This is a genomic window from Oceanispirochaeta sp. M1, from assembly GCF_003346715.1.
GTDB lineage: Bacteria > Spirochaetota > Spirochaetia > DSM-2461 > DSM-2461 > Oceanispirochaeta.
In genome coordinates this window covers 130,376-151,964 of record NZ_QQPQ01000002.1, presented here as the reverse complement: position 1 = coordinate 151,964, position 21,589 = coordinate 130,376, and the positions used below count along the sequence as shown (strand labels likewise).

The 21,589-nt window shown below is 43.2% G+C and carries 14 protein-coding genes; 13 read left to right on the top strand and 1 reads right to left on the bottom strand.

All coding sequences use genetic code 11. The annotated features are described in order from the left end of the window. The first annotated feature begins 12 nt into the window (after positions 1-12). From DV872_RS01845 to DV872_RS01825, 5 genes are all read left to right on the top strand, one after another. Positions 13-1,533, top strand: coding sequence for an FGGY-family carbohydrate kinase (locus DV872_RS01845; protein ID WP_114628134.1), 1,521 nt, complete (start codon positions 13-15; stop codon positions 1,531-1,533). A 45-nt stretch (positions 1,534-1,578) separates the two neighbouring features. Further along, a complete protein-coding gene (locus DV872_RS01840; RefSeq protein WP_114628133.1) occupies positions 1,579-2,631 on the top strand; it encodes a sugar ABC transporter substrate-binding protein in 1,053 nt (350 codons plus the stop codon). A gap of 83 nt (positions 2,632-2,714) precedes the next feature. Further along, positions 2,715-4,229 carry a sugar ABC transporter ATP-binding protein gene (locus DV872_RS01835; RefSeq protein WP_114628132.1) on the top strand — a complete coding sequence of 505 codons (1,515 nt, stop codon included), beginning with the start codon at positions 2,715-2,717 and terminating at the stop codon, positions 4,227-4,229. Further along, positions 4,222-5,202, top strand: a complete 981-nt coding sequence (locus DV872_RS01830) for an ABC transporter permease (RefSeq protein ID WP_114628131.1) — start codon at positions 4,222-4,224, stop codon at positions 5,200-5,202. The genes DV872_RS01835 and DV872_RS01830 overlap by 8 nt, the downstream gene beginning before the upstream one ends. Next, positions 5,189-6,151: an ABC transporter permease gene (locus DV872_RS01825; protein ID WP_114628130.1), complete on the top strand. Its 963-nt coding sequence runs from the start codon at positions 5,189-5,191 to the stop codon at positions 6,149-6,151. Before DV872_RS01830 ends, DV872_RS01825 begins: the two co-directional genes overlap by 14 nt. Positions 6,152-6,214: 63 nt before the next feature. On the opposite strand, the gene DV872_RS01820 is transcribed toward DV872_RS01825, so the two are convergent. Further along, positions 6,215-7,048 carry a sugar phosphate isomerase/epimerase gene (locus DV872_RS01820; protein ID WP_114628129.1) on the bottom strand — a complete coding sequence of 278 codons (834 nt, stop codon included), beginning with the start codon at positions 7,046-7,048 and terminating at the stop codon, positions 6,215-6,217. A gap of 260 nt (positions 7,049-7,308) precedes the next feature. Here DV872_RS01820 and DV872_RS01815 point away from each other — a divergent pair, with 260 nt between their 5' ends. The 8 genes from DV872_RS01815 to DV872_RS01780 all read left to right on the top strand — a co-directional run bounded on the left by DV872_RS01815 (position 7,309) and on the right by DV872_RS01780 (position 21,588). Further along, on the top strand, positions 7,309-8,688 hold the full coding sequence (locus DV872_RS01815; RefSeq protein ID WP_114628128.1) for a dihydrolipoamide acetyltransferase family protein: 1,380 nt from the start codon (positions 7,309-7,311) through the stop codon (positions 8,686-8,688). A 25-nt stretch (positions 8,689-8,713) separates the two neighbouring features. After that, positions 8,714-10,048 (top strand): dihydrolipoyl dehydrogenase, encoded by a 1,335-nt coding sequence (gene lpdA, locus DV872_RS01810; RefSeq protein WP_114628127.1) that lies wholly within the window; start codon positions 8,714-8,716, stop codon positions 10,046-10,048. A 15-nt stretch (positions 10,049-10,063) separates the two neighbouring features. Then, positions 10,064-12,523, top strand: coding sequence for a thiamine pyrophosphate-dependent enzyme (locus DV872_RS01805; protein ID WP_114628126.1), 2,460 nt, complete (start codon positions 10,064-10,066; stop codon positions 12,521-12,523). Between the two features lie 460 nt (positions 12,524-12,983). Beyond that, on the top strand, positions 12,984-15,845 hold the full coding sequence (locus tag DV872_RS01800) for a Glu/Leu/Phe/Val dehydrogenase (RefSeq protein WP_114628125.1): 2,862 nt from the start codon (positions 12,984-12,986) through the stop codon (positions 15,843-15,845). 76 nt (positions 15,846-15,921) lie between these two features. Then, positions 15,922-17,535, top strand: coding sequence for a response regulator (locus tag DV872_RS01795; protein WP_114628124.1), 1,614 nt, complete (start codon positions 15,922-15,924; stop codon positions 17,533-17,535). After that, positions 17,532-19,301 carry a sensor histidine kinase gene (locus DV872_RS01790; RefSeq protein WP_114628123.1) on the top strand — a complete coding sequence of 590 codons (1,770 nt, stop codon included), beginning with the start codon at positions 17,532-17,534 and terminating at the stop codon, positions 19,299-19,301. The genes DV872_RS01795 and DV872_RS01790 overlap by 4 nt, the downstream gene beginning before the upstream one ends. Next, complete coding sequence (locus tag DV872_RS01785; protein WP_114628122.1) at positions 19,298-20,275, top strand: substrate-binding domain-containing protein; 978 nt, start codon at positions 19,298-19,300, stop codon at positions 20,273-20,275. Before DV872_RS01790 ends, DV872_RS01785 begins: the two co-directional genes overlap by 4 nt. A gap of 185 nt (positions 20,276-20,460) precedes the next feature. Beyond that, on the top strand, positions 20,461-21,588 hold the full coding sequence (locus tag DV872_RS01780; protein ID WP_114628121.1) for a substrate-binding domain-containing protein: 1,128 nt from the start codon (positions 20,461-20,463) through the stop codon (positions 21,586-21,588). Position 21,589 lies beyond the last annotated feature (1 nt).

The following is a 21,589-nucleotide window of genomic DNA, read 5'->3' as shown; positions in this document are numbered from 1 at the left end:
CCTGGAGGATGTATGAAACAGCAATATGTTATTGCCTGTGACCTGGGTACGGGAGGATGTAAGTCTTCCTTATATGATATTGACGGTAAATGTCTGGATGATCTATTTATTGAATACTCTACTTATTACCCATCAGATAATATGCATGAGCAGATGCCATCTGAATGGTGGAGCTCTGTAAAAGAAAGTATTAAAGGTCTGCTGGCTGAAAAGACGGATGAAATAAGATCTTCCATTGCAGGCATAGGGCTTTCCGGTCACAGCCTGGGGATGGTCCCCATAGATGATGAGGGTCGTCTTCTTCTTGATTCAGTACCGATCTGGTCTGATTCGAGACCGGGAGATGATGAGCTGAAACCATTTTTCAGCAGAGTCCCGGAAGAAGATTGGTATATGCTTACTGGAAATGGTTTTCCACCTGCACTTTATACGGTCTTCAAGATTTTATGGATGAAACAGAATCAGCCTGAAATTTTTTCCAGAACAAAAAAAGTCATAGGAACAAAAGATTACATAAATCTCATGTTGAGCGGTACTGTGGCAACAGACTTTTCATATGCATCGGGAAGCGGTGTCTATGATTTGAAAGGGTGGAAATACTCTGAAAAATTGATAAATGCTGCAGGGCTTGAACAGACTTTATTTCCTGAAATTTATGCTTCTTCAGATGTTATAGGTACGGTTCTGCCGGAAATAGCTGCTGAGCTGGGTCTGGGGAATAATGTAAAAGTCATTGCCGGTGGAGTTGATAATTCCTGTATGGCCCTGGGGGCAAAGTGTTTTACACCGGGCCGGATATATAATTCACTGGGTTCTTCCAGTTGGATTGCAGTTTCTTCAGAATCCCCTCTACTGGATATTGAGAAGAGACCTTATGTATTTACACATGTAGTCCCAGGCTTATTTGCTTCGGCTACAGCGATTTTCTCTGCAGGCAGCAGTTATAAATGGTTTACACAAATCCTCTCAGAGAAGGATTCTGTGCCGAATTTCAAGGCATTGGATCATGCAGCCGGGCAGATTTCTCCAGGTAGTGAAAATCTACTTTTTAATCCCAGTCTCGCTGGAGGGAGCTCTCTGGATAAGAGCCCTGATATCAGAGCTGCTTTTCTGGGGCTTTCTCTTTTACATAACAGATCACATATGGTCCGATCCGTTATGGAGGGAGTCGGTTACGGTTTGAAAGTGGCTCTTGATGTGCTTACAGATTTAACTGAAGTAGAGAAAGAAATTACTATTGTCGGCGGGGGCAGTCAAAGCCCCGTCTGGTGCCAGATTCTGGCTGATATTTTTGGAGTAAAAGTAATTAAAACTAATATTGATCAACAGGCGGCAGCATTGGGAGCAGCAGCACTGGTATTGGTTGGATGTGGTATCTGGGAAGATTACTCGAAGATTGATGATCTGCACAAGGTCGAATCAATATCTCAAGTTAATTCTGAAAATCACAAAATATATAAAAACTATCTGTCTATTTTTAAGGATGCATCCGAGTTCCTCGCTGATCTGGGGAAGAGGATGCGTACAAAATAAGGGAACATTCCTCAGTTTGAGGAAGATATATATTGGAGGAAGAATATGAAAAGATTATCTGTTTTATTTCTGGTTGCAGTAATGTCTGTAATGGTCGGCTGTACAAATGGAGACAGTTCTGTAGAGGTTTCATCAGATACTGCTGACAAGGCAGAAGTCAAAATGGCTCCCAAGTCAGATGTTTATTGTGTGGCATTGGGATGGCAGGAGAATGAATCGGGTCAGAGACAAACTGTCGGTTATGAAGACGCATTTGCTGATTTCGGAATTCCCGCTGATAAGGTCATGTGGTCAAATGCCAATTATGATGCAAAGCTCCAGTCTGAGCAGATTGATGCATTTATCAAGATGAATCCGAAAGCTTTGTTTGTTACTCCTTCAGATCCTGCCGGTATTACTCAGGCTGTTAAAAGAGCCACTGATGCAGGAATCCCTGTATTCGTTGCTGATGCCATTATTGCAGGAGTTCCTGCAGTTACATCCATCTGTTCCAATGACTTTGGAATGGGTACCTGGTCAATGAAATGGATTATTGATCAGATAGGCGGCAAAGGTAAAGTTGCTGTTATTGATCTTCCCAGTAATGAAGCATGGGATCTTCGTGGACAGGGTGCCCGATACATACTTAGTCAGTATCCAGATATTGAAGTTGTAGCAAATTGGTCCTGGGATTCCACAGGAGCAGTAACTCCTCGTCAGGCAGTAGAAAATATGCTTACTGCAAACCCCAATGCAGGAGATCTTGATGCAATCTGGTGTGCATGGGATGGAGCCGCAATGGAAGGTGCACTGGCAATCCAGGATGCAGGACGCGCAGATGAAATCATTACAACAGGTATCGATGGTGGCGAGTATGCTTTTGAAATCATGAAAGATGATGGTGTCTTTGCCCTGACTATGGCCCAGAGTATTTACTACATGTCATATAACAGTGTGCGTTATGCAAAAGATTATCTGGATGGAAAACAAGTTCCCAGATTTATCATTGCTCCTGTATACGCGGCAACTCAAAGTGTTCTTAAGGCTGCTCCCTCTGATGCATTTAACTATGACATCCCCGGAAAAGCTGATGAATATGGTTGGACTCCTGTTCTCTAATAATTCAATTTAATAATATTCCATTCTGACCCATATGCTTTGCATAAGGGTCGGGATGTTTCAATTAAAAAAGGAGTAATCAGGTGGCTGAATACAGTCTTGAAATGAAGGGTATCAGGAAACAGTTTCCCGGTGTTCTAGCCCTTGATGATGCAGATTTTTCCCTAAAAAAGGGAGAAGTACATGCATTGCTGGGAATTAATGGTGCCGGTAAGTCAACATTAATAAAAGTATTATCCGGAATATACCGGAAAGATCAGGGAAGTATTCTTATCAATGGAAAATCGGTTGAGATAAATGATACGGTTTCATCAAAAAATCATGGTGTGGCCACAGTGTATCAGGATCCACAGATGATTCCATCATTTACAGCCTATGAGAATATCTTTCTTGGAAATGAATCGGAAGGGAAAGGACTTTTTCCTGTCATAAATCGAAGAAAATTAAGACAGAAAGCAGGGGCGCTATTGAAGAAATTCCCTGTGAATTTAGATCTAAATATTCCTGTCAGTTCGTTGGAAGCTGTTGAAAGGGAGAGTGTGGCCATCTTGAGAGCCCTTTCTCAGGAAAATATGCATATCCTGATTTTGGATGAACCAACTTCAATTTTAACACAAAAGGAAATCTCTGTGCTTTTTGAGCAGATTAAACTGCTGCAGAAACAAGGTATCTCTATTATATATATCACCCATCGTCTGGATGAGGTTTTTAAAATTGCCGATAGTTTTACAGTTTTCAGAAATGGCAAGGATGTAGGTTCATATCAAACTTCGGATGCCGGGATGGATCATGCAAAGATTGCCGAGCTGATGCTGGGAGATAAACTGGAGAAAATCTATCCGGATAAATCCAAAAATATTGCTGAGCTTGTTTTAAAAGTTGAGGATCTGACTCTGAGCGGAGCATATCAGAATGTTTCGTTTGAGGCTCGTAAAGGGGAAGTTCTGGGTGTTTTTGGACTTGTCGGGTCAGGAATTGATGAACTATCCAAATCTTTGTTTGGTGTACTTCCACCCACAAGCGGATTAATCGAAAAGAATCATAAGAAGATCAAGTTAAAGTCTGCAGTTGATGGTCTTAAAAATGGTATCTATCTGATTCCAGGAGACAGGCGGCAGGAAGGTCAGATCGGCGATGAGTCTGTCAGCTTTAATATGACTCTTTCTAATCTAAAAAAAACCTCGACCGCTGCTTTAGTTAATCATAAAAAAGAAATAGCAGACAGCCGGGAGCTTATTGATAAACTGGATGTACGGCCAAAAGACAGTACGAAGAAAGTCTCCCTGCTCAGTGGTGGAAATCAGCAGAAAGTCGTTATTGCCAAGGGACTGTATACTGACTCCGATATTTATATTTTTTGTGAACCTACTGTAGGTGTTGATGTCGGTGCCAAAGCAAGTATCTATCAGGTAATAAGGGATCTTTCAGTGGATCATTGTGTTCTTGTTATCGGGTCTGATTGTGAAGAGGTTTTAGGGATCTGTGACAGGGCCATTGTTTTGTATAAAGGACAGATGGTGCTGAATAAGGCTGCCCATGATGTCAAACTTGATGAAATGCTCCTGTACGGGCTGACCGGTGGAGATAATAATGAATAAAATTAAAGAGAACTTTTCAATTATAGCCTTTTCATTGCTGACTCTTCTTGTTTTGATCATTTTTGGAACATTCAGCGAGCAATTTTTTACTGTCGGCAATTTTTTAAAGGCATTTAAACATCTCTCTATCACTGCTATTTCGGCATTGGGTCTGACATTTGTAGTCAGTATTGGTCACAATGATATGTCTTTTCATTATTTCAGCTGTTTTTCAGCTATGACAATGAGCTGGTTGATCGGTCTTGGATTTCCTCCATTGGCCGCCATTCTGATCGGATTATTACCTGCTGTATTGTTTGGATTTATCAATGGGGTTGCCATAGGCACTCTGGAACTGCCGGATATGATTGTTACAATAGGTCTGGGGTCTGCTGTGTATGGATTGGCTTATATCTATAGTGGTGGATCTTATATTTATAGGAATTTTCAGAAAAGCGGGATAATGGAGCTGAATAATGCAACTGTTGCCGGTTTGCCCCTGCCCGTCATATTTTTGATTATTCTATATTTTTCAGCATGGTTGCTGCTTCATCGCTCCGTTCATGGTCGAAGATTTTATGCCATAGGCAGCAATAAAACAGCCGCCCTGTTCTCAGCCATCCCTGTAAAAAAATATATTATTGCCGCATTTGTTATTTGTGCTGTACTAAGTTCATTTACAAATATGGTTCAGATAGCCGCACAGGGAAAGGGGTATCTGAAGGGTGGATTGATGCTGTTAATGCCTTCATGGGCTGCAGTTTTTGTAGGGATTTCCATTTTTAAGAAACCAACAGTATACGGAACCTTTTTAGGAGCCTTTCTTATTTCAATAATGCAGAATGGTTTTACTCTTATGGCTGTCCCTTTTTATTTTATGGATCTTGTAATAGGTATAGTCCTTATTTTTTCTATCATTATTTCTGGATTGGAATTTACGGGAAAAAAGAAGAGTCAGGTTTTGAAAAAAGGAGAAATCAATGCAGCATCGTAGAACCGGTATCGCTACACTTTTTAAACCGAATCTAATTCTTTTATGGGTCTTATTTCTTATGGTTCTGTTTTTCTCTACCCAGTCTCAGGCATTCAGATCTGTTGACAATCTAATGGAGATCTTACGCTCCTGTGGGATCATTGCTTTGATGGTATTAGGTGTAACATGGATTGTTGCCAGTGGAGAAACTGATATCAGCTTTCCGGAAATTGCCGGTTTCGCCAGTATGATGACTGCTTTAATGGTCAAAAATGGAATGATCTGGGGAATGGCAGCCATGGTGGCTATCCTTTCCGGGATACTCTATGGATTATTGAGTGGAACCCTTATTACCAGATTCAGATTTCCTGCCCTGATTGCCACGATTGCCGTAGGAAGTCTGGCTAAGGCAGTGGCTAATATTATTAATAAGGGCCAGCCTCTCTACCTGATGTCTATTGATCCGACTGTTCAATTTCTTGTTTATGGAAAGGTTCTTGGACTCCCTGTTCTTTTTCTATTGGTCGTTGTCATTTACGGGATAGCTGCCTGGATACAGGATTATACTACTACGGGACAGCATCTCTATGCTCTGGGTGAAAATCGAAAGGCTTCACTTGAAGCGGGGATCAAAGAGAAAAAAATAATAATGAGTTTCTTTGCATTATCAGCCTTACTTGCATCATTCAGTGGAGTGCTGTTGGCAGCATCATTCAGTTCCGGTCAGCCTCGAATCGGCAGTTCTTTTTTTATTGACGGATTAACAACTGTTTTTCTTGGTGCCATGATTATAAAGGCCGGTAAACCCAATGTCATTGGTACGCTGATCGGAGCCATAATTATTTCTGTATTGAGTAACGGTATAACTATGCTGGGAGTTCCCTATTATATTGGATCGATTATCAAAGGGATTCTGATGATTGCCGGTGTTACGGTGATTGTATTATCCAGAAGAGGAATTATTAAATAGCAGATTGAGAATATATTGAAGATCTTGAGGCTGTCTCATAAATAATGAGACAGCCCTTTCTTTTTATAATAGGGATCTCATATAGGATAGAGAACTCTCTGTTTCACTCATAGAATCTCCGGTTCCTTCATACTCGATGGAAATAAAGCCCTCATATTTTCTATCAATAAGTATCTTAACCATCTCTGGTAGATTGATTTCTCCCCCACCTGCTATGGTTCCTGTCATTTTGTGTCCAGTTTTCGAAGATTGCTCTCGTGACAAATCCTTTTCAACAATCTGGCTGTAATTTGAATTTTTTTCACTAACAAAGTCTTTAAAGTGAACATATTCTATGTAGGGACTTAATTTTGAAATGGACGATATTGGATCTTCATCCGCCAGAAGAGGGTTTGCAGTGTCAAAATTCAGCCGGACACAGGGAGAATCAACAAGGTCAAGAATGTTTTTTACTTCTGATGAATGGCAGCTGTAGGGACCAATATTTTCAATAATCAGTTTCAGGTTCCGCTTCTCCGCTTCATCTGCTGCTGTTTTAATTCCGTTGACAATTTGAACTTTTGCATTCTGTTCATCTGGATTTGAGTCTCCTGCCAATATCCTGACAAAAGGCGCCTTGAGCTTTTCAGCAATATCCAGATCATGGATGAATTCTTTACTGAGTATACTTCCAGTTGTAGAGAAATCACTTAATATTGTGTAGCAGGATACTTTGATCTTTCTTTTCTTTAACTCTGCCAGCACTTCCTCAAGATTCTTCTCTCTTTCCATATAGTAACTGAGCAATTCTACATATTGTAATTTTTTCCTTGCTGCCCATTGTATAAATGAGAGTTGAGATAATTCTTGAGCCTGAATCATTCTGTCCATACTCCACATGCTTACTGAAGGTTTCATTTCCTCTCCTTAAAGATCATGACGTTGTTATGTATTGTAACATAATACAGTGAATACTCAAAATATCATTTGCTTTCAGTCGTCTCTATCTTCCGATTTATTTTTATCTATTTGATGAATTCAGTTGAAAAACTATTGCAATGGAAGGTGTTTTGAAATAATATCGAAAGTAAATAGAAAGTTGAATGTAAAACTAATGAAGAATTATATGAATAGAAAATACAAATACTTTCGAATGAAAGAAAGATAAGGAGAGGTCTATGGCAGAAATTGTTGTAATGCCGAAAGCCGGTAATTCAGTTGAATCCTGTATCATACTTGAATGGACAAAATCTGAAGGTGATACAGTCTCGGTTGGAGATGTTTTATGTGAGGCGGAAACCGATAAGGCTACCGTCACTGTCGAGTCGACAGCATCAGGAGTTCTTTTGAAACAGTTGTTTCAGGTGGATGATGATGTTCCTGTTATGCAGCCCATGGCTGTAATTGGTGAGGCTGGTGAAGATATCACTGCCCTGCTTGCTGAATTGGGAAGCGGATCTGCGGATTCTTCTCAGGCATCGGATGCTGCTGTAGAATCTCCTGCCGCAGCCGAAGCCTCTCCTGCAGAGCAGTCCGCTGTTCAGGCATCACAGGAAGTTGCAGCCGGAACATCCGGTTTTGCTTCACCCCGGGCCAGAAATCTGGCAGCCGCCAAGGCTGTCGCTCTTGATAAGATATCCGGTACCGGACCTGAAGGACGTATCGTGGAACGTGATGTTCTGGCCGCTCTTGAAGGTCAGGCTCCCCTGACTCCCGCTGCCATGGAAGAATTGATCCGCAGCGGTAAGACAGCCCCTGCCAGAGGAACCGGTCTTGGAGGCCGTGTACTTAAATCAGATCTGCTTGATGTACCTGCAGCTTCTGCCGTGCTTAGTTCTGCGGCTGTATCAATGGACTTCCCCGGAGAAGCATCTGATATCAAAGTTAAGGGTGTCCGTAAGATCACAGCATCAAGAATGCTTGAATCTCTGACGCAAACTGCACAGCTCACCATGAATACTTCAGCCGATGCAACTCGTATTCTAGCTCTGCGTAAACGGCTCAAAAACTCTCCCGAAGAAATGGGACTGCAGAAGGTAACAATCAACGATCTTGTGATGCTTGTTACAGCACGGACTCTGAAAGATTTTCCCGAAATGAATGCCCACTTCCTGGGTGACAGTATTAAGCAGTTCAAGTCAGTACATCTGGGATGCGCCGTTGATACTCCCCGGGGACTGATGGTTCCTGTAGTCCGCTTCGCCGATACACTCAGCCTCAAAGAGCTGGGCACAGAAACTAAGAGAGTCTTTGGTAAATGCCTTGAGGGTCAGGTTGATCCTGAAGAGCTCACAGGCGGTACATTTACCATTACAAATCTTGGTGCCATGGGGATTGAAAGTTTTACTCCCGTACTGAATAAGCCGGAAGTCGGAATCCTGGGTGTATGCACCATACAGCCCAAACCCGTAATGAAGGGTGAGGATGTAGCTTTTATCCCTCATATGGGACTGAGCCTGACCTTTGATCATCAGGCAACTGATGGAGCACCTGCCGGACGTTTTTTGAAGGCACTTGTTGCAAATCTTGAAAATATCGATCTTGTACTGGCTCTGTAGGCAGAAGGGGTAAGAAGGATAGAAAATGGAACATTATGATCTGATAGTAATCGGAGCCGGACCTGGGGGCTATGTTGCCGCCGAGCGTGCCGGACATGCAGGCAAAAAAGTTCTGCTTATTGAAAAAGATAATCTGGGAGGCGTCTGTACAAACCACGGATGTATCCCCACCAAGAGTCTATTGAACTCTTCCAAATTGTATAAGAAAGCCCTCCATGGTGAGGCTTACGGAGTAATTGCCGGAAATGTAGAGTTCAGTCTTGAAAAGGCTATGGCCCATAAACAGGAGACAATCGATACACTCCGAAAGGGTATTGCCTTTCTGATGAAGACAAATAAGGTTGATGTTGTTTTTGCAGAAGCCGAAGTGGTATCAGCTAAAACAGTAAAGGCCGGCGGTAAAGAATATAGTTTTGATAATCTTTTTGTTGCCAGCGGCTCCACGGCCTTTGTCCCTCCCATTCCCGGAGCTGATCTGCCCCATGTTCTGACAAACGAAGGAATTCTGCAGGTAGCAAAACTTCCCGAGAATCTGGTTGTTATCGGTGGTGGTGTTATCGGGGTTGAGTTTGCATCCTTCTTTTCTGCTGTAGGTGTGAAAGTCACCGTTGTTGAGATGATGGATGAAATCATTCCCCTTATGGATGCCGATTTTTCCAAAGCCCTGCGCAAGAATCTCTCCAAAGTGGATTTCCATCTGAAGGCAAAGGTCACAAAGATCGATGCCTCCAATGTCTACTTTGAAAAAGACGGTGCTGAAACAGCACTACCCGCAGATATGGTTCTTATGTCTGTAGGCCGTCGGCCTCTGACTCTGGGTCTGGAAAAAATCGGTGTGGATGTGGCAGCTCAGGGTATCCGTGTGGATGAGCAGATGAGAACCAATCTCCCCGGCATTTTTGCCATCGGTGATGTGAATGGGTTATCTCTTCTGGCTCACTCAGCCTCCCGCATGGGAGAAGTTGCGGTGAATACTATTCTTGGAAAGTCGGACCTGATGCGTTACGGTGCTGTTCCCTGGGCTGTTTACACAGATCCCGAAGCAGCAGGCTGCGGACTGACCGAAGCTCAGGCCAGGGAAGAAGGATTCGAAGTCAAAACTGCTACTGTACCTATGCGTGCCAATGGCCGCTTTCTGGCAGAGCAGGGAAAAAAAGAACCCGGAATGTGTAAGGTCGTCGTAGAAGAGGGAAGTGGTCTTCTTCTGGGAGTCCATATGCTTGGTGTATACAGCTCGGAAATTATCCATTCGGCGGCAGCCATGATGGAGATGGAACTGAGAGTTCAGGATATTAAAGAAATTATCTTTCCCCACCCATCGGTGTCGGAAATTATTAAAGATGCCCTGTGGGCCTTATAATCAAGGAGAATAAAAATGGCACAGCAAATTACAGTAGATCCTAAGAAAATCAGAAAGGCGGATGTTATCAAACTGAAAGACATCCCCGTCAATCAGTATAAATCAAACATAACTGCGGAAACAAAAAAGTTCGGTAAGGACGGTCTGAAACGGGCGTACTACGATATGCTTATTATCCGTGAGTTTGAAACCATGCTTAATAATATTAAGCGTGAAGGTAATTATCAGGGAATTGAATATAACCATAAGGGTCCTGCTCACCTGGCTATCGGTCAGGAATCTGCCTATGTCGGACAGGCTCTGGCTCTGGACCCCGATGACTTTATCTTCGGATCTCACCGTTCTCACGGAGAAATCCTGGCTAAGAGCTTCAAGGCCGTTTATGACCTGGATGAAAGCAAACTGACTTCCACCATGGAAGGCTTTATGGGTGGAGATACACTTAAAGTTGTACAGGACCATCACAATGGTGAGTCTGTACGTGATACAGCTGAAAACTTTGTTCTCTATGGTGCTCTTGCGGAAGTTTTTGCCAGAAAGGCCGGATTCAACAGAGGTCTTGGCGGTTCCATGCATACCTTCTTTGCCCCCTTCGGCAGTATGCCCAACAACGCCATTGTAGGTGGTTCCGGGGATATCGCTCTGGGAGCCGCACTCTTTAAAAGAGTCAACAGAAAGAAAGGTATCGTTATTGCCAATATCGGTGACGGTTCTCTGGCTTGTGGTCCTGTTTGGGAAGGCCTGATGATGGCTGCCATGGATCAGTACAAGACTCTCTGGGACAAGGATCTGGGCGGAATGCCTCCTTACCTGCTGAACGTCTTCAACAACTTCTATGCCATGGGTGGACAGCCTGTTGGTGAAACCATGGGATTTGGAATGGCCGCCCGTCTTGGTGCCGGTGTTAATCCCGAAAATATGCATGCCGAGCGTGTAGACGGGTTTAACCCCCTCTCCGTAGCCGAGGCAACAGCCAGAAAGAAAGAGATCCTCCTGAAGGGAGACGGTCCCGCCCTTCTGGATACAATCACCTACCGGCAGTCCGGTCACTCTCCCTCGGATGCCTCTTCCTACAGAAGCAAGGATGAGATGGATGCCTTTGCAGCAATGGATTGTATTGTTGAGTTCGGTGATTACCTGAAGAAAAACAAGATTGTTACACAGAAAGAAATGGACGGCATGAAAGAGAAGGTTGTGAACAAGATAACCACAACCATGAAGCTCGCCATTGATGATTCTGTCAGTCCCCGCGTGGACGGACAGTTTATTGAATCTGTCATGTACTCCATGGGTAATATGCCTAAGATGGAAGAACGGGAAGCAGAGGTTCTGATGCCTCTGGAAGAAAATCCTCGTGTAATACAGCTTAAGAGAAAAGCACGTTACGGTTATGATGAATCTGGAAAGAAGCTTCCCGCCAATAAAACTTATGCCTTCAGAGATGGTATCTTTGAAGCCATGGCACACCGTTTTTATGAAGACCCCACCATGATTGCCTACGGTGAGGATGTAAGAGACTGGGGCGGTGCATTCGCCTGTTACAGAGGTCTTACCGAAGCCCTCCCGTACCACCGTTTTTTCAACTCTCCTATTTCTGAAGCGTCTATTGTCGGTTCTGCCGTCGGTTACGCCATGGCCGGTGGCCGTGCAGTTGTAGAGCTGATGTATTGTGACTTCCTGGGAAGAGCAGGGGATGAAGTATTCAACCAGATGCCCAAATGGCAGTCCATGTCAGCGGGTGTTCTTAAAATGCCTCTGGTATTAAGAGTATCTGTGGGTGCCAAGTACGGTGCACAGCACTCCCAGGACTGGTCTGCACTTGTTGCCCATATTCCCGGACTGAAAGTCATGTTTCCCGCCACTCCCTACGATGCAAAGGGTATGCTGAACCTCGCCTTGAGAGGAACCGACCCTGTGATCTTCCTGGAAAGTCAGAAAGTATACGGCGAAGCCGAACTCTTTGAAAAAGACGGAGTTCCTGAAGGCTACTATGAAGTACCTGAAGGTGAACCTGCAGTCCGTAAGGAAGGTAATGATCTGACTATCATGACCATCGGTGCAACACTGTATCCTGCCATGGATGCCGCAAAGGTTCTTGAAGAGAAGTACGGACTCTCTGTGGAAGTTATCGACCTCAGATTTATCAATCCCCTGAACTATGAACCCCTGGTGGATTCGCTTAAGAAAACAGGACGTTGTGTTCTGGTTTCCGATGCGACTGAGCGTGGATCATTCTCTCACAATGTGGCTTCCAATCTGACACGTCTGGCCTTTGATTATCTGGATGCTCCTCCTGTGGTTGTGGGTTCCAGAAACTGGATTTCACCTCCTGCTGAGATGGAAGAGATTTTCTTCCCCCAGATCAGCTGGATTCTCGACTCAATTCATGAGCAGATCCTGCCCTTACCTGGACATACTGTGGAAACAGTACAGACTAACGGTGACTGGGTTCGCAGATTGAGAGAAGGTGTCTGATTCGATTTAGACTGAAATCTTAGTTTTATTTATTTGTTTTATATCCTGCGAGAGTTATCATATGGCTCTCGCAGTTTTTTCTTTAAGGTCTATGGGTATGCCATATAGACCTGGGGATAAAGGCCTGAAAATTTTCAGGTCTCCCTGGCCGCTCTTTTAACTCCTTTTTAGAGCGGCCTTTTTTGCTTACAGTCAAAATTTCATCATCCAATCTACAAAACATTAAACTCATTGAAAAATAACTATCCCATTATGGACTCCTGTGTTATTCTTTTTTTGGTGAGTAGCAACTCACTTTTGTGGAAAAACACTTTAATTTATGTTTTTAGAAGAGTGTTTTTATCTTTACGGCATTTATAGGCCTAAAATTTGATGGATTATGAAAACTCTTTAATTTGCTTTTTGTAGAATATCTGTTATAAAGAAGGTTGGGCCGTTTGAGGAAAACAGGAGGACGCTTATGTCAGAACTAGCTATGGGAAACAAGGAAGTATTCTTAAGGAAACTTAAAAAGGAGACAGGCGATATTCTGGAGAGTCAGTTCAGAATAGATATCAATACCAAAGATAAGATTCTTGAAGAGTATTTTACCAAAGGATATCTTCCCCGCTGGTATTTTTACAGTAATACCGCCGACACTATTGCGCATCATATTTACATGCTTACTCATTTTCTGAATGCAAACAGCGATATGCTGAGCCAGTCGGGAATGAATGACAATTCCAAAACATATTTTATCAATGTAGGCCGTGATTACCCCGGTCGCCTTGCAAGAATTATTGAAAAAAACCTCTCCATGGATATTGTGGCCATGGACTCTGAGTCTACTGCCAGCGGACTGCGTATTGTCACCATTGATAAGCGAGGTGAAAACTATGTTGTCCTTACAGATGAGGAAAAGAAAAATGCAGACATCCTGCGGGATCATGTCATTACATACGGTAAGGAAAACAAGCTGAAATTCGCTCAAGAATTCCTAAATACTATTTCTCATAAATATATGAGGGAGGAACTTTCAGTTCAGCGCTACCCTGACAGAATCTTTCGTCATCTTCACCTTTTCGAAAAAGCCTCAGCAAGCAAAAAAATTGTTGTTGAATCATCTATAATCAATGACACACTCCGCCTCTCTATGTCCGGTATCAATCCTGAAAAGAACTTCATTTTTGAGGCTCTTAAGTATTTTAAGAAAAACAGGATCAATCTGGAGAGAAGTTATTACGACCTTTTCGGAAACGGTGAAAATCAGGTCGGTATCTTCTCAATCTATATTAAAACTCCTGCCATGCATTACAAGGACCTTGAAGAAATCATGAGAAAGAGTCTTTCAGACTTTGTCAATGTTCCCCATCTTTCAAGGGAAAACAGTATTGAAATGAGGATTGAGAATCTGATCAGGAAAATCTCTTCCTCCCTGACTGAAGAATCTCTTACTGTCTGTCTTGATGAACTTAAGACACTTTGTGCGGAGAATCTCAAACCCGGTTCTGAAATGGGAAACTTCTATCTCAACTCTGTAACAGATTTTCTGGAAGCTGCATCCATTGCCGGCCTGGCGGACAATCCCGCTATTCTGCGAATTCTTCTGGGATTCGAGCGGTTTGATGAGTTTTTTGTATCCTGTCCCAAGGATGGAAAGATAAAGAATGTACCCGGTTACAGAATCAAACATAGTACGGTGCGCGGACCTTCAAAAGGCGGTCTCCGTATCGACCCCATTGTCAACTTCTGTGAGGTCGCAGCTCTCTCCTTTATGATGACCTGGAAGAGTGCTCGCAGCCGAATCCTGTTCGGTGGTGCCAAGGGTGGTTTTATGCTTAATCCCAGGGAGTACGATCCCAGGAGTATGGACTTCTTTGATTCATTGAGTAACTTCGGCCGTTCCCTTTTTCTGGTGACAGGCCCGGCCAAGGATGTTCCTGCAGGAGATGTCGGATGCGGTGCAGATGAAATCGGCAGGATGTTTGAAGGATTCAAATCGGCACTACGTGACCTGGCACTGATGGTATATGGTGTAAGAGCCAATGTGACCATGATCGGAGATCAGATTATCTCTCTGGAAGAGGCAAGAATCCTTCTTAAGGAAGGTTTTAATATTGATTATACTGATAGCCGGATACTCAAAGAACTTGGTGCAAATCAGGATTATCTGGAACTTGTTGTGGCTGCGCAGATTACTGGAAAACCAAGAATGGGAATCAATGCCCGTACAGGTGCTACCGGACGTGGTATGTGTTATGCCACCCTGGCGGCAGTAGCCAATCTCTATCTGGAAGGAAAATGGGATGCCTCTGAATCACTGACAAAGAAAGAGGAAGCACTTCTGAAAAATATGGTTGGTATTGATGTTCCCTTTATTCTTAAAAAAGGCGGACTTGATATCATAACTTCTGATGAGTGGAATGAATTGCAGAGTTCAGTCTTTCCTAAACTTCTGAAGTCTAAGAAGATGGTTGTTCAGGGTTCCGGTAAGGTTGGAAGCTCTATTATCAGAGAACTTGCTGCCTATGGTGTCAATCTTGTTGCTGTATCCGATGCGGGTGGTGCCATTATTGGTAATAACCTTGATCCCGAAGATGTTATGGCATCAGTGAGAAACTCAATGGATCTGGAGGATCGTTCAGTCAGAGCCTCAGTCATTCATACCCAGAAGAATGTAAACGAAAAGATTTTAGGTGCCAGTGAAGGTTCTGCTATTCTGGAACTTGAATGTGATCTCCTTTTTCCTGCTGCTCTGGAAAATGCGGTAACCGAGAAAAATGCTGCCAAGGTAAAGGCAAAAATCGAGATATGCGGAAGTAATGGAAGTAACAGTTCCAAGGCAGAGAAGATTCTGCAGGAAAAGGGTGTCCTGGTTGTGTATGACTTTTTGGCAAACAGTGCTGGAGTTACGGCCTCCTATTTTGAATGGCTGCGTAATCATTATCAGAGAAGCCGTTATGAGGCTGAAAATATTTATGAAAAGGAATTTAATGATTCAGTCATGAATCCCTTTATCATGCCCGAATTCCTGGAGCGGATTAAATCAGTGCTTGCACAGGAGGAGTCTCCTGAGGTGACAGAGCAGTGGAATATGATTCTCCGTGACATTATGTTCTCAGCTGTGAATGAAGACTATGCCTTTGCCCGGGAGAATAAAGTCTCCCTCAAGGATGCCGGATTCATCAACAGCCAGATGCGTGTCCTGGCTGCAGCAATGACTAAAATGAACAGCCTTCAGGCCGCAGTTCTGGAAGAGTCTCTTTCAGAAAAACCAAGGCAGATGCTTAATGAATTTCTAAAACACCCGGAAATTGAAATCTTTAGAAATCAGGCAGGCTGATTCCCACTTTATTACAATTCGGCCGGGCTTGAAAGATTTGCTTTACGCTCGGCCGGCTTAGCTATACTATAATGCTATGTCCAAATACACCCTCTTACTTGCGGATGATGAACAGATCATCCGTGAAGGAATCAGCAGAAAGATAAACTGGGAAGAAGAGGGATTTAAATTCCTTCCCCCTTGTGAGGATGGAGAGTCCGCCATAGAGGCAGTCCGTGATTTTCAGCCTGATGTTGTTATAACCGATATCTGCATGCCGGGGAAAGACGGGCTCGAAGTAGCTCAATTTATTGCCGAAAACTCACCGGATACTCTGGTTATTATCCTTAGCGGATATGAAGATTTTGACTACGCCCGGCAGGCCATGCTGGTCAATGTTCATGAATATGTACTAAAACCTCTCAGCTCCCGGAAAATCCGTGAGCTTCTGGAGCGGATCAGGCAGGAGCTCTCCAGGAGAAAAGCTTTTCAGTTGGATATGAACAGACTCCTGCAGCTGCAGGAAGAACACCGGCAGGTGATCCGGGAAAGATTTCTGTGCAGGGTACTCAGCCGTCCCATAAAAACGGAAGAGATTCTTGAGTATCAGGATATTCTTCAGGGACAGATGCCGGCAAGTGATTACTACAGTGTTCTGGTGGTGGATCTTGATTCTCAGGATAAGCCTTCTCCCGGCGTACTTACACAGGATCTTTACCTTCTGGCAGTCCGGGAGGAAGTTGAGAAATTCAGAGAGAAGGTTCCCCGGATGCTTATCTGCCAACCACCTGAGCCTGCTGTCTGTATAATTCTGTATGATGATAAAGAAGCATCCCTTAATCATACTGCCCGATATCTGGCCGAACAGCTTGGCAGATCAATTTCTGTCCTTCCTGACTTTACCATGTCTATCGGTCTGGGTGGTTCAGTGCATGGAATGTCTGAATTGCACCTCTCAACCAGGCAGGCATATCAGGCTCTTGAAAACCGCCTTATTATGGGAAACAGTTCGGTCTTCCTGTTTCAGGATTCTGTAGACAGTAATGCCGACAGGCACAACCGCTTCCTTCAGAATGCAGACAGATTAATGAATGCATTGAAACAGCAGTCCGCCGATTCAGTCTCTGATCTGGTAAAGGATTTTATATTTATTCTCCGGGACAGTGGTTTATCTCCGGTTCGTATCCGTCTTGAAATTGCAAAATTCACATTTCGAGTCATTGATTTCCTGGGAAGCCTGGAAGACAGTCTTTCATTTGATGACCTGAACAGGCTGAGTGAGTCTCTGGCTGGCATACCAGGTCTTGAAAATATAGAATCTGTTGAGGATCGCCTTGTATCCTGCCTGGGAGAAGTTTCAGGCCTTCTGAAAGAGAACAGGCGGACATTCCCAGAGAAGAAAATCAATGAAATCCAGGCCTATCTTGAAAAAGAGTATACTTCTGCAGATATTACAGTGGAAAAAATTACATCTCTTTTCTTTATAAGTCCCAGTTATCTGAGTAAACTGTTCAGACAGTTTATGGATAAGACCTTTGTTGAGTATCTGACAGGGCTGAGGGTCTCCAAAGCCTGTGAATTACTTAAAACCAGTGATAGAAAACTTTTTGAGATAGCGGAACTTGTGGGCTATTCTGACTCTCGCTATTTCTCCAGTTTATTTAAGAAAAACACCGGTATGACTCCCTCTCAATACAGGAATAAATTGTGAGAAATTATTCCAGAAGGACCAGCTACAGTATCAGGAATCAGCTTATATGGAGTTTCTCAGCCATGCTGGTTCTGGAACTCCTTGTATTTGGAATCACAACCAGCATTCTTTTTGAACGGACTCTTAAAGAGAACAACAACAATTATGTTTCACAGATGATTCATCAGATGAATGGAATCATAGATAACTATATCTCCTATATGGACGATATCTCATCTGTTGTCATGCAGCATGAAGATGTGCAGGAGTATCTCTCTTCTCCCAGCCTCTCAGACATAAGAGAGTCTCTCAAACCGGGAGTGCAGGGCTTTCTCTACTCTATCAAGGAGATCCGCAGCGACCTGGTTAATCTTATTCTCCTGTTTGAAGATGGGGATTTTATCAGCTCGAATCCTGAAGATGTACTCAATGACGCCTTTGATTTCAGAAATGAAGATTGGTATCAGAAGGCGGGGCTGCAGTTTCAGAAACCATATATCACATCATCACATGTTCAGAACCTGCTGGAAGGGCAGTATCCATGGGTGAACTCAATAAGCCGTTCCTTTCACCTGAATGGAGAGAAGAAGGGAATCCTGCTGCTGGATCTTAACTATGATGTTATTCAGGAACTCAGCAGTAATGTGGAGATAGGTGAGAAAGGATACATCTTTATTATCAATCCCGAGGGGGAAATCGTTTATCATCCACGGCAGGACCTGATTTACAACGATCTGAAACATGAAAAAATAGAGCAGATTCTGAATTTGAAAAAAGGCTCTCTTCTTTCGAGAGTCGATGATGAGGATATTCTGTATACCTTTGGCAGTTCGGCGCAGACGGGCTGGACCATAGTGGGAGTCTCAAATGTGAAAGAGCTCCTTGCAGGCCGGCGGGAGCTTCAGAATTTTCTCTGGCTTTTGACTCTACTGACTTTTTCCATTGTTATACTCATCTCCACTCTCATCTCAGGGAGAATCGTTCAGCCTATAGAGAGCCTGCGTAAGTCCATGCAGGAGGTGGAGAAAGGAAATTTTGATATTAAGATAAACGTGCAGTGTGATCATGAGGTTTATGATCTGGCCGAAGACTGTAATATTGCTATCAAGAAGATAAAAGATCTGATGGTTCAGAATGAAAAGGAGCAGGAGCTAAAGAGAAAGAATGAATTCAAGGCTCTTCAGGCGCAGATCAATCCCCATTTTCTCTACAATACTCTGGATTCAATCATATGGCTCATAGAAGGTAATGAGAATGATGAAGCCGTCAGGATGACCGAAGAGCTGGCGGATTTTTTTAGACTCAGTCTGAACAAGGGGAGAGAGATTATTCCCATTCGCCAGGTCATAGAACATATTTCATCCTATATGGTTATTCAGCAGATGCGATATAAGAACAAGATGGATTATCGAATCCTTGTTGATCCGGAATTATACTCCTTTTATTCATTGAAACTGCTTCTTCAACCTCTTGTTGAGAATGCAATCTATCATGGAATCAAGAATCAGAAGAAAGAGGGGATGATCACCATCAAGGCTGTAAAAGAGGGTGAAGTTATCAGGTTTTCTGTAGAAGACAGCGGGCCCGGGATCGACTCTGATACCCTTGAGCAGCTTCGGGCTGGAAAAATACCTGCCTCCTCACGCAGTGGAATGGGCCTGCAGAATGTTCAGGAACGTCTGCATATATTTTTCGGAAAGGAATATGATCTGTTTTTTGAAAGTGAAGAAGGACATGGAACCTGTATCGGATTCACCATTCCCTTTATCAAGGAGCCACCGGTATGAAACCGAGTAAGATCATCTCGCTGAATATCCTCATTGTATTTGCTGTACTTCTGATGTATTTTTTCTCTACCAATATGAATTTCTTTTCTGTATTCAACAGGGAATATGATGTGGTTCTTGTTATGAAAACGACTGAAAGAATCAGCGAATTCTGGGTAATTCTTGAGAAGGGTGCTATTCAGGCCGCAGAAGATCTGGGGGTTAATATCACGATTAACGGACCGGACATGGAGGACAATATTCAGCAGCAGATAAATATTATGGAAGAAGTTATTGAGAGTAAACCTGATGCAATCATACTTGCTGCAACAGATTTTAATCGTCTTGTTCCTGCAGCAGCCATGGCCAGAGAAAAGAAAATTGATCTTCTCACTGTAGACTCGTTTATCTCCAGTAATGATTCACAATGCGAGATAGGCACAGTCAATATTGCTGCCGGGGCCAAGCTTGGCGGCTATATGACGGGGCAGCTTAATGCCGGAGATACTGTGGCAATTATAAGTTTTGTTGCAGACAGTTCTCCTGCAATTGAACGGGAAATGGGAGTCCGGTCCGCTCTGGGTGAACAATTTAAAATCCTGGATACTATTTATACTAATAACAATATGAATCTTGGCTATTCTGAAACAAAGCGGATTTTATCGGAATATCCTGAGCTTAAAGCCATAGCTGCATTGAATGAAAATTCTGCCGTAGGTACCTACAGGGCTATAAAAGATTCAGAGAGGGCAGGGGATATTCTTTTCGTAACCTTTGACAGCGACCTGGAGCTGATACAGGGGCTTGAAGATGGAATTATCAAGGCCACCCTCGTACAGAAGCCATATAATATGGGATATCTTGCAGTTCAGAATGCATATTATTTGATTAAAGGAAGATCTGTACCTCCCTCTATTGATACAGGCTCTGAACTGATTTCCAGAGAAAATATGTATGATATCAAGAACCAGAAACTTCTTTTTCCCTCAAAATAGAATCTCAGATTTTCTCATTTTTTTAATCTGAGAAGTGTAAAATTCTCTAACTTTCACTGTAACAGTGCTGAATTTTGAACATTTTGTACTGAATCTTCGCTTACGGGATTCCAAAACCGGGTTTAATCTGATTTCAGTTCAGGGTTTCTCCTGAAGTATTTTTTTATTTTTTCAAAGGAGTAAATATGAAAAAATTTCTAGTATTGCTGGCTATGGTCTCGGTTTTGTTTGTATCTTGCCAAAAAAAAGAAGCTGCGGCACCCGAAGCAAAAGTTGAGGAAAAGAAGGAAGAGATCGTTATCGGTGCTCTGATCAGAAACACTGATGAACAGTTTGTTGCTGACTATGCTGATGTTCTTAAAGGACTTGCTGCCGATGCCGGTGTAACCCTGAAACTTCAGGATTCACGTGGTGATATGGCTGCTCAGCTTGACCAGATGAATACTCTTCTTGTACAGGGTGTAAAACACTTTGTTGTTGTTGCTAACGTATCTGAAGCTACAGAAGATATGGCTAAAGCCATCCACGCCAAGGGCGGATCTGCAGCTTTCTCAAATATTCAGCCCTCTGTTGAAGCCCTGAAAGTTGGACCCAACTTCTTCCTGGCTTCCTCTCCTGAAACTGTAGCCGGTACTTTTCAGGCTCAGATTCTTGACGAGTATTTCACAGCTAACCCCGAGAAAATGGCTAATGGTGATCCCGATGCCATCGATGCAGTCTTTATTTATGGTCAGCTCGGACATCCTGCACAGGTTTACAGAACTAATGCAGTAAAACAGGGTCTGATTGACGCTGGTTACAAATTGAATGTTGTTGCAGAAGACACAGCTAACTGGAAACCTTCTGAAGCACAGTCAAAAATGGACGCATGGATTTCTGCTTACGGCGGTGAGTTTGATGTAGTAATTGCTAACAATGACGGAATGGCTCTTGGTGCAGTTGAATCTCTGATTACTAACGGTTATATGGATGATCCTAATGATCCTACAAAAGACATCGATGGTGACGGACTTGTTCTGAGCATTCCTGTTGTCGGTGTTGATGCAACTCAGGTTGCTGTAAAAGCCATGGATGAAAAGAAACTCCTCGGTACAGTTCTTCAGGATGCAGTTGGACAGGCTACTACAGCTTTTGAACTGGCAATGATGATGGCTACTGAAGGTTCTGCAGCCGGTAAATCTGCTTGGGGAATTGCTCCTCTTACAGCTCCTATTGCAGAAGCTCCTGCTAACGACGCAGCTATTGTTGGACAGTGCTACCTTGTACCTTTCAAGGCTGTTACCATGTCTAACTATAAAGAGTTCATGCAGTAGA

Coding starts and splice junctions, on each gene's coding strand:
- DV872_RS01815 (WP_114628128.1), top strand. CDS start 7,309: ATGGCAGAAATTGTTGTAATGCCGAAAGCCGGTAATTCAGTTGAATCC.
- DV872_RS01845 (WP_114628134.1), top strand. CDS start 13: ATGAAACAGCAATATGTTATTGCCTGTGACCTGGGTACGGGAGGATGT.
- DV872_RS01805 (WP_114628126.1), top strand. CDS start 10,064: ATGGCACAGCAAATTACAGTAGATCCTAAGAAAATCAGAAAGGCGGAT.
- DV872_RS01795 (WP_114628124.1), top strand. CDS start 15,922: ATGTCCAAATACACCCTCTTACTTGCGGATGATGAACAGATCATCCGT.
- DV872_RS01820 (WP_114628129.1), bottom strand. CDS start 7,048: ATGAAACCTTCAGTAAGCATGTGGAGTATGGACAGAATGATTCAGGCT.
- DV872_RS01825 (WP_114628130.1), top strand. CDS start 5,189: ATGCAGCATCGTAGAACCGGTATCGCTACACTTTTTAAACCGAATCTA.
- DV872_RS01780 (WP_114628121.1), top strand. CDS start 20,461: ATGAAAAAATTTCTAGTATTGCTGGCTATGGTCTCGGTTTTGTTTGTA.
- DV872_RS01840 (WP_114628133.1), top strand. CDS start 1,579: ATGAAAAGATTATCTGTTTTATTTCTGGTTGCAGTAATGTCTGTAATG.
- lpdA (WP_114628127.1), top strand. CDS start 8,714: ATGGAACATTATGATCTGATAGTAATCGGAGCCGGACCTGGGGGCTAT.
- DV872_RS01800 (WP_114628125.1), top strand. CDS start 12,984: ATGTCAGAACTAGCTATGGGAAACAAGGAAGTATTCTTAAGGAAACTT.
- DV872_RS01830 (WP_114628131.1), top strand. CDS start 4,222: ATGAATAAAATTAAAGAGAACTTTTCAATTATAGCCTTTTCATTGCTG.
- DV872_RS01785 (WP_114628122.1), top strand. CDS start 19,298: ATGAAACCGAGTAAGATCATCTCGCTGAATATCCTCATTGTATTTGCT.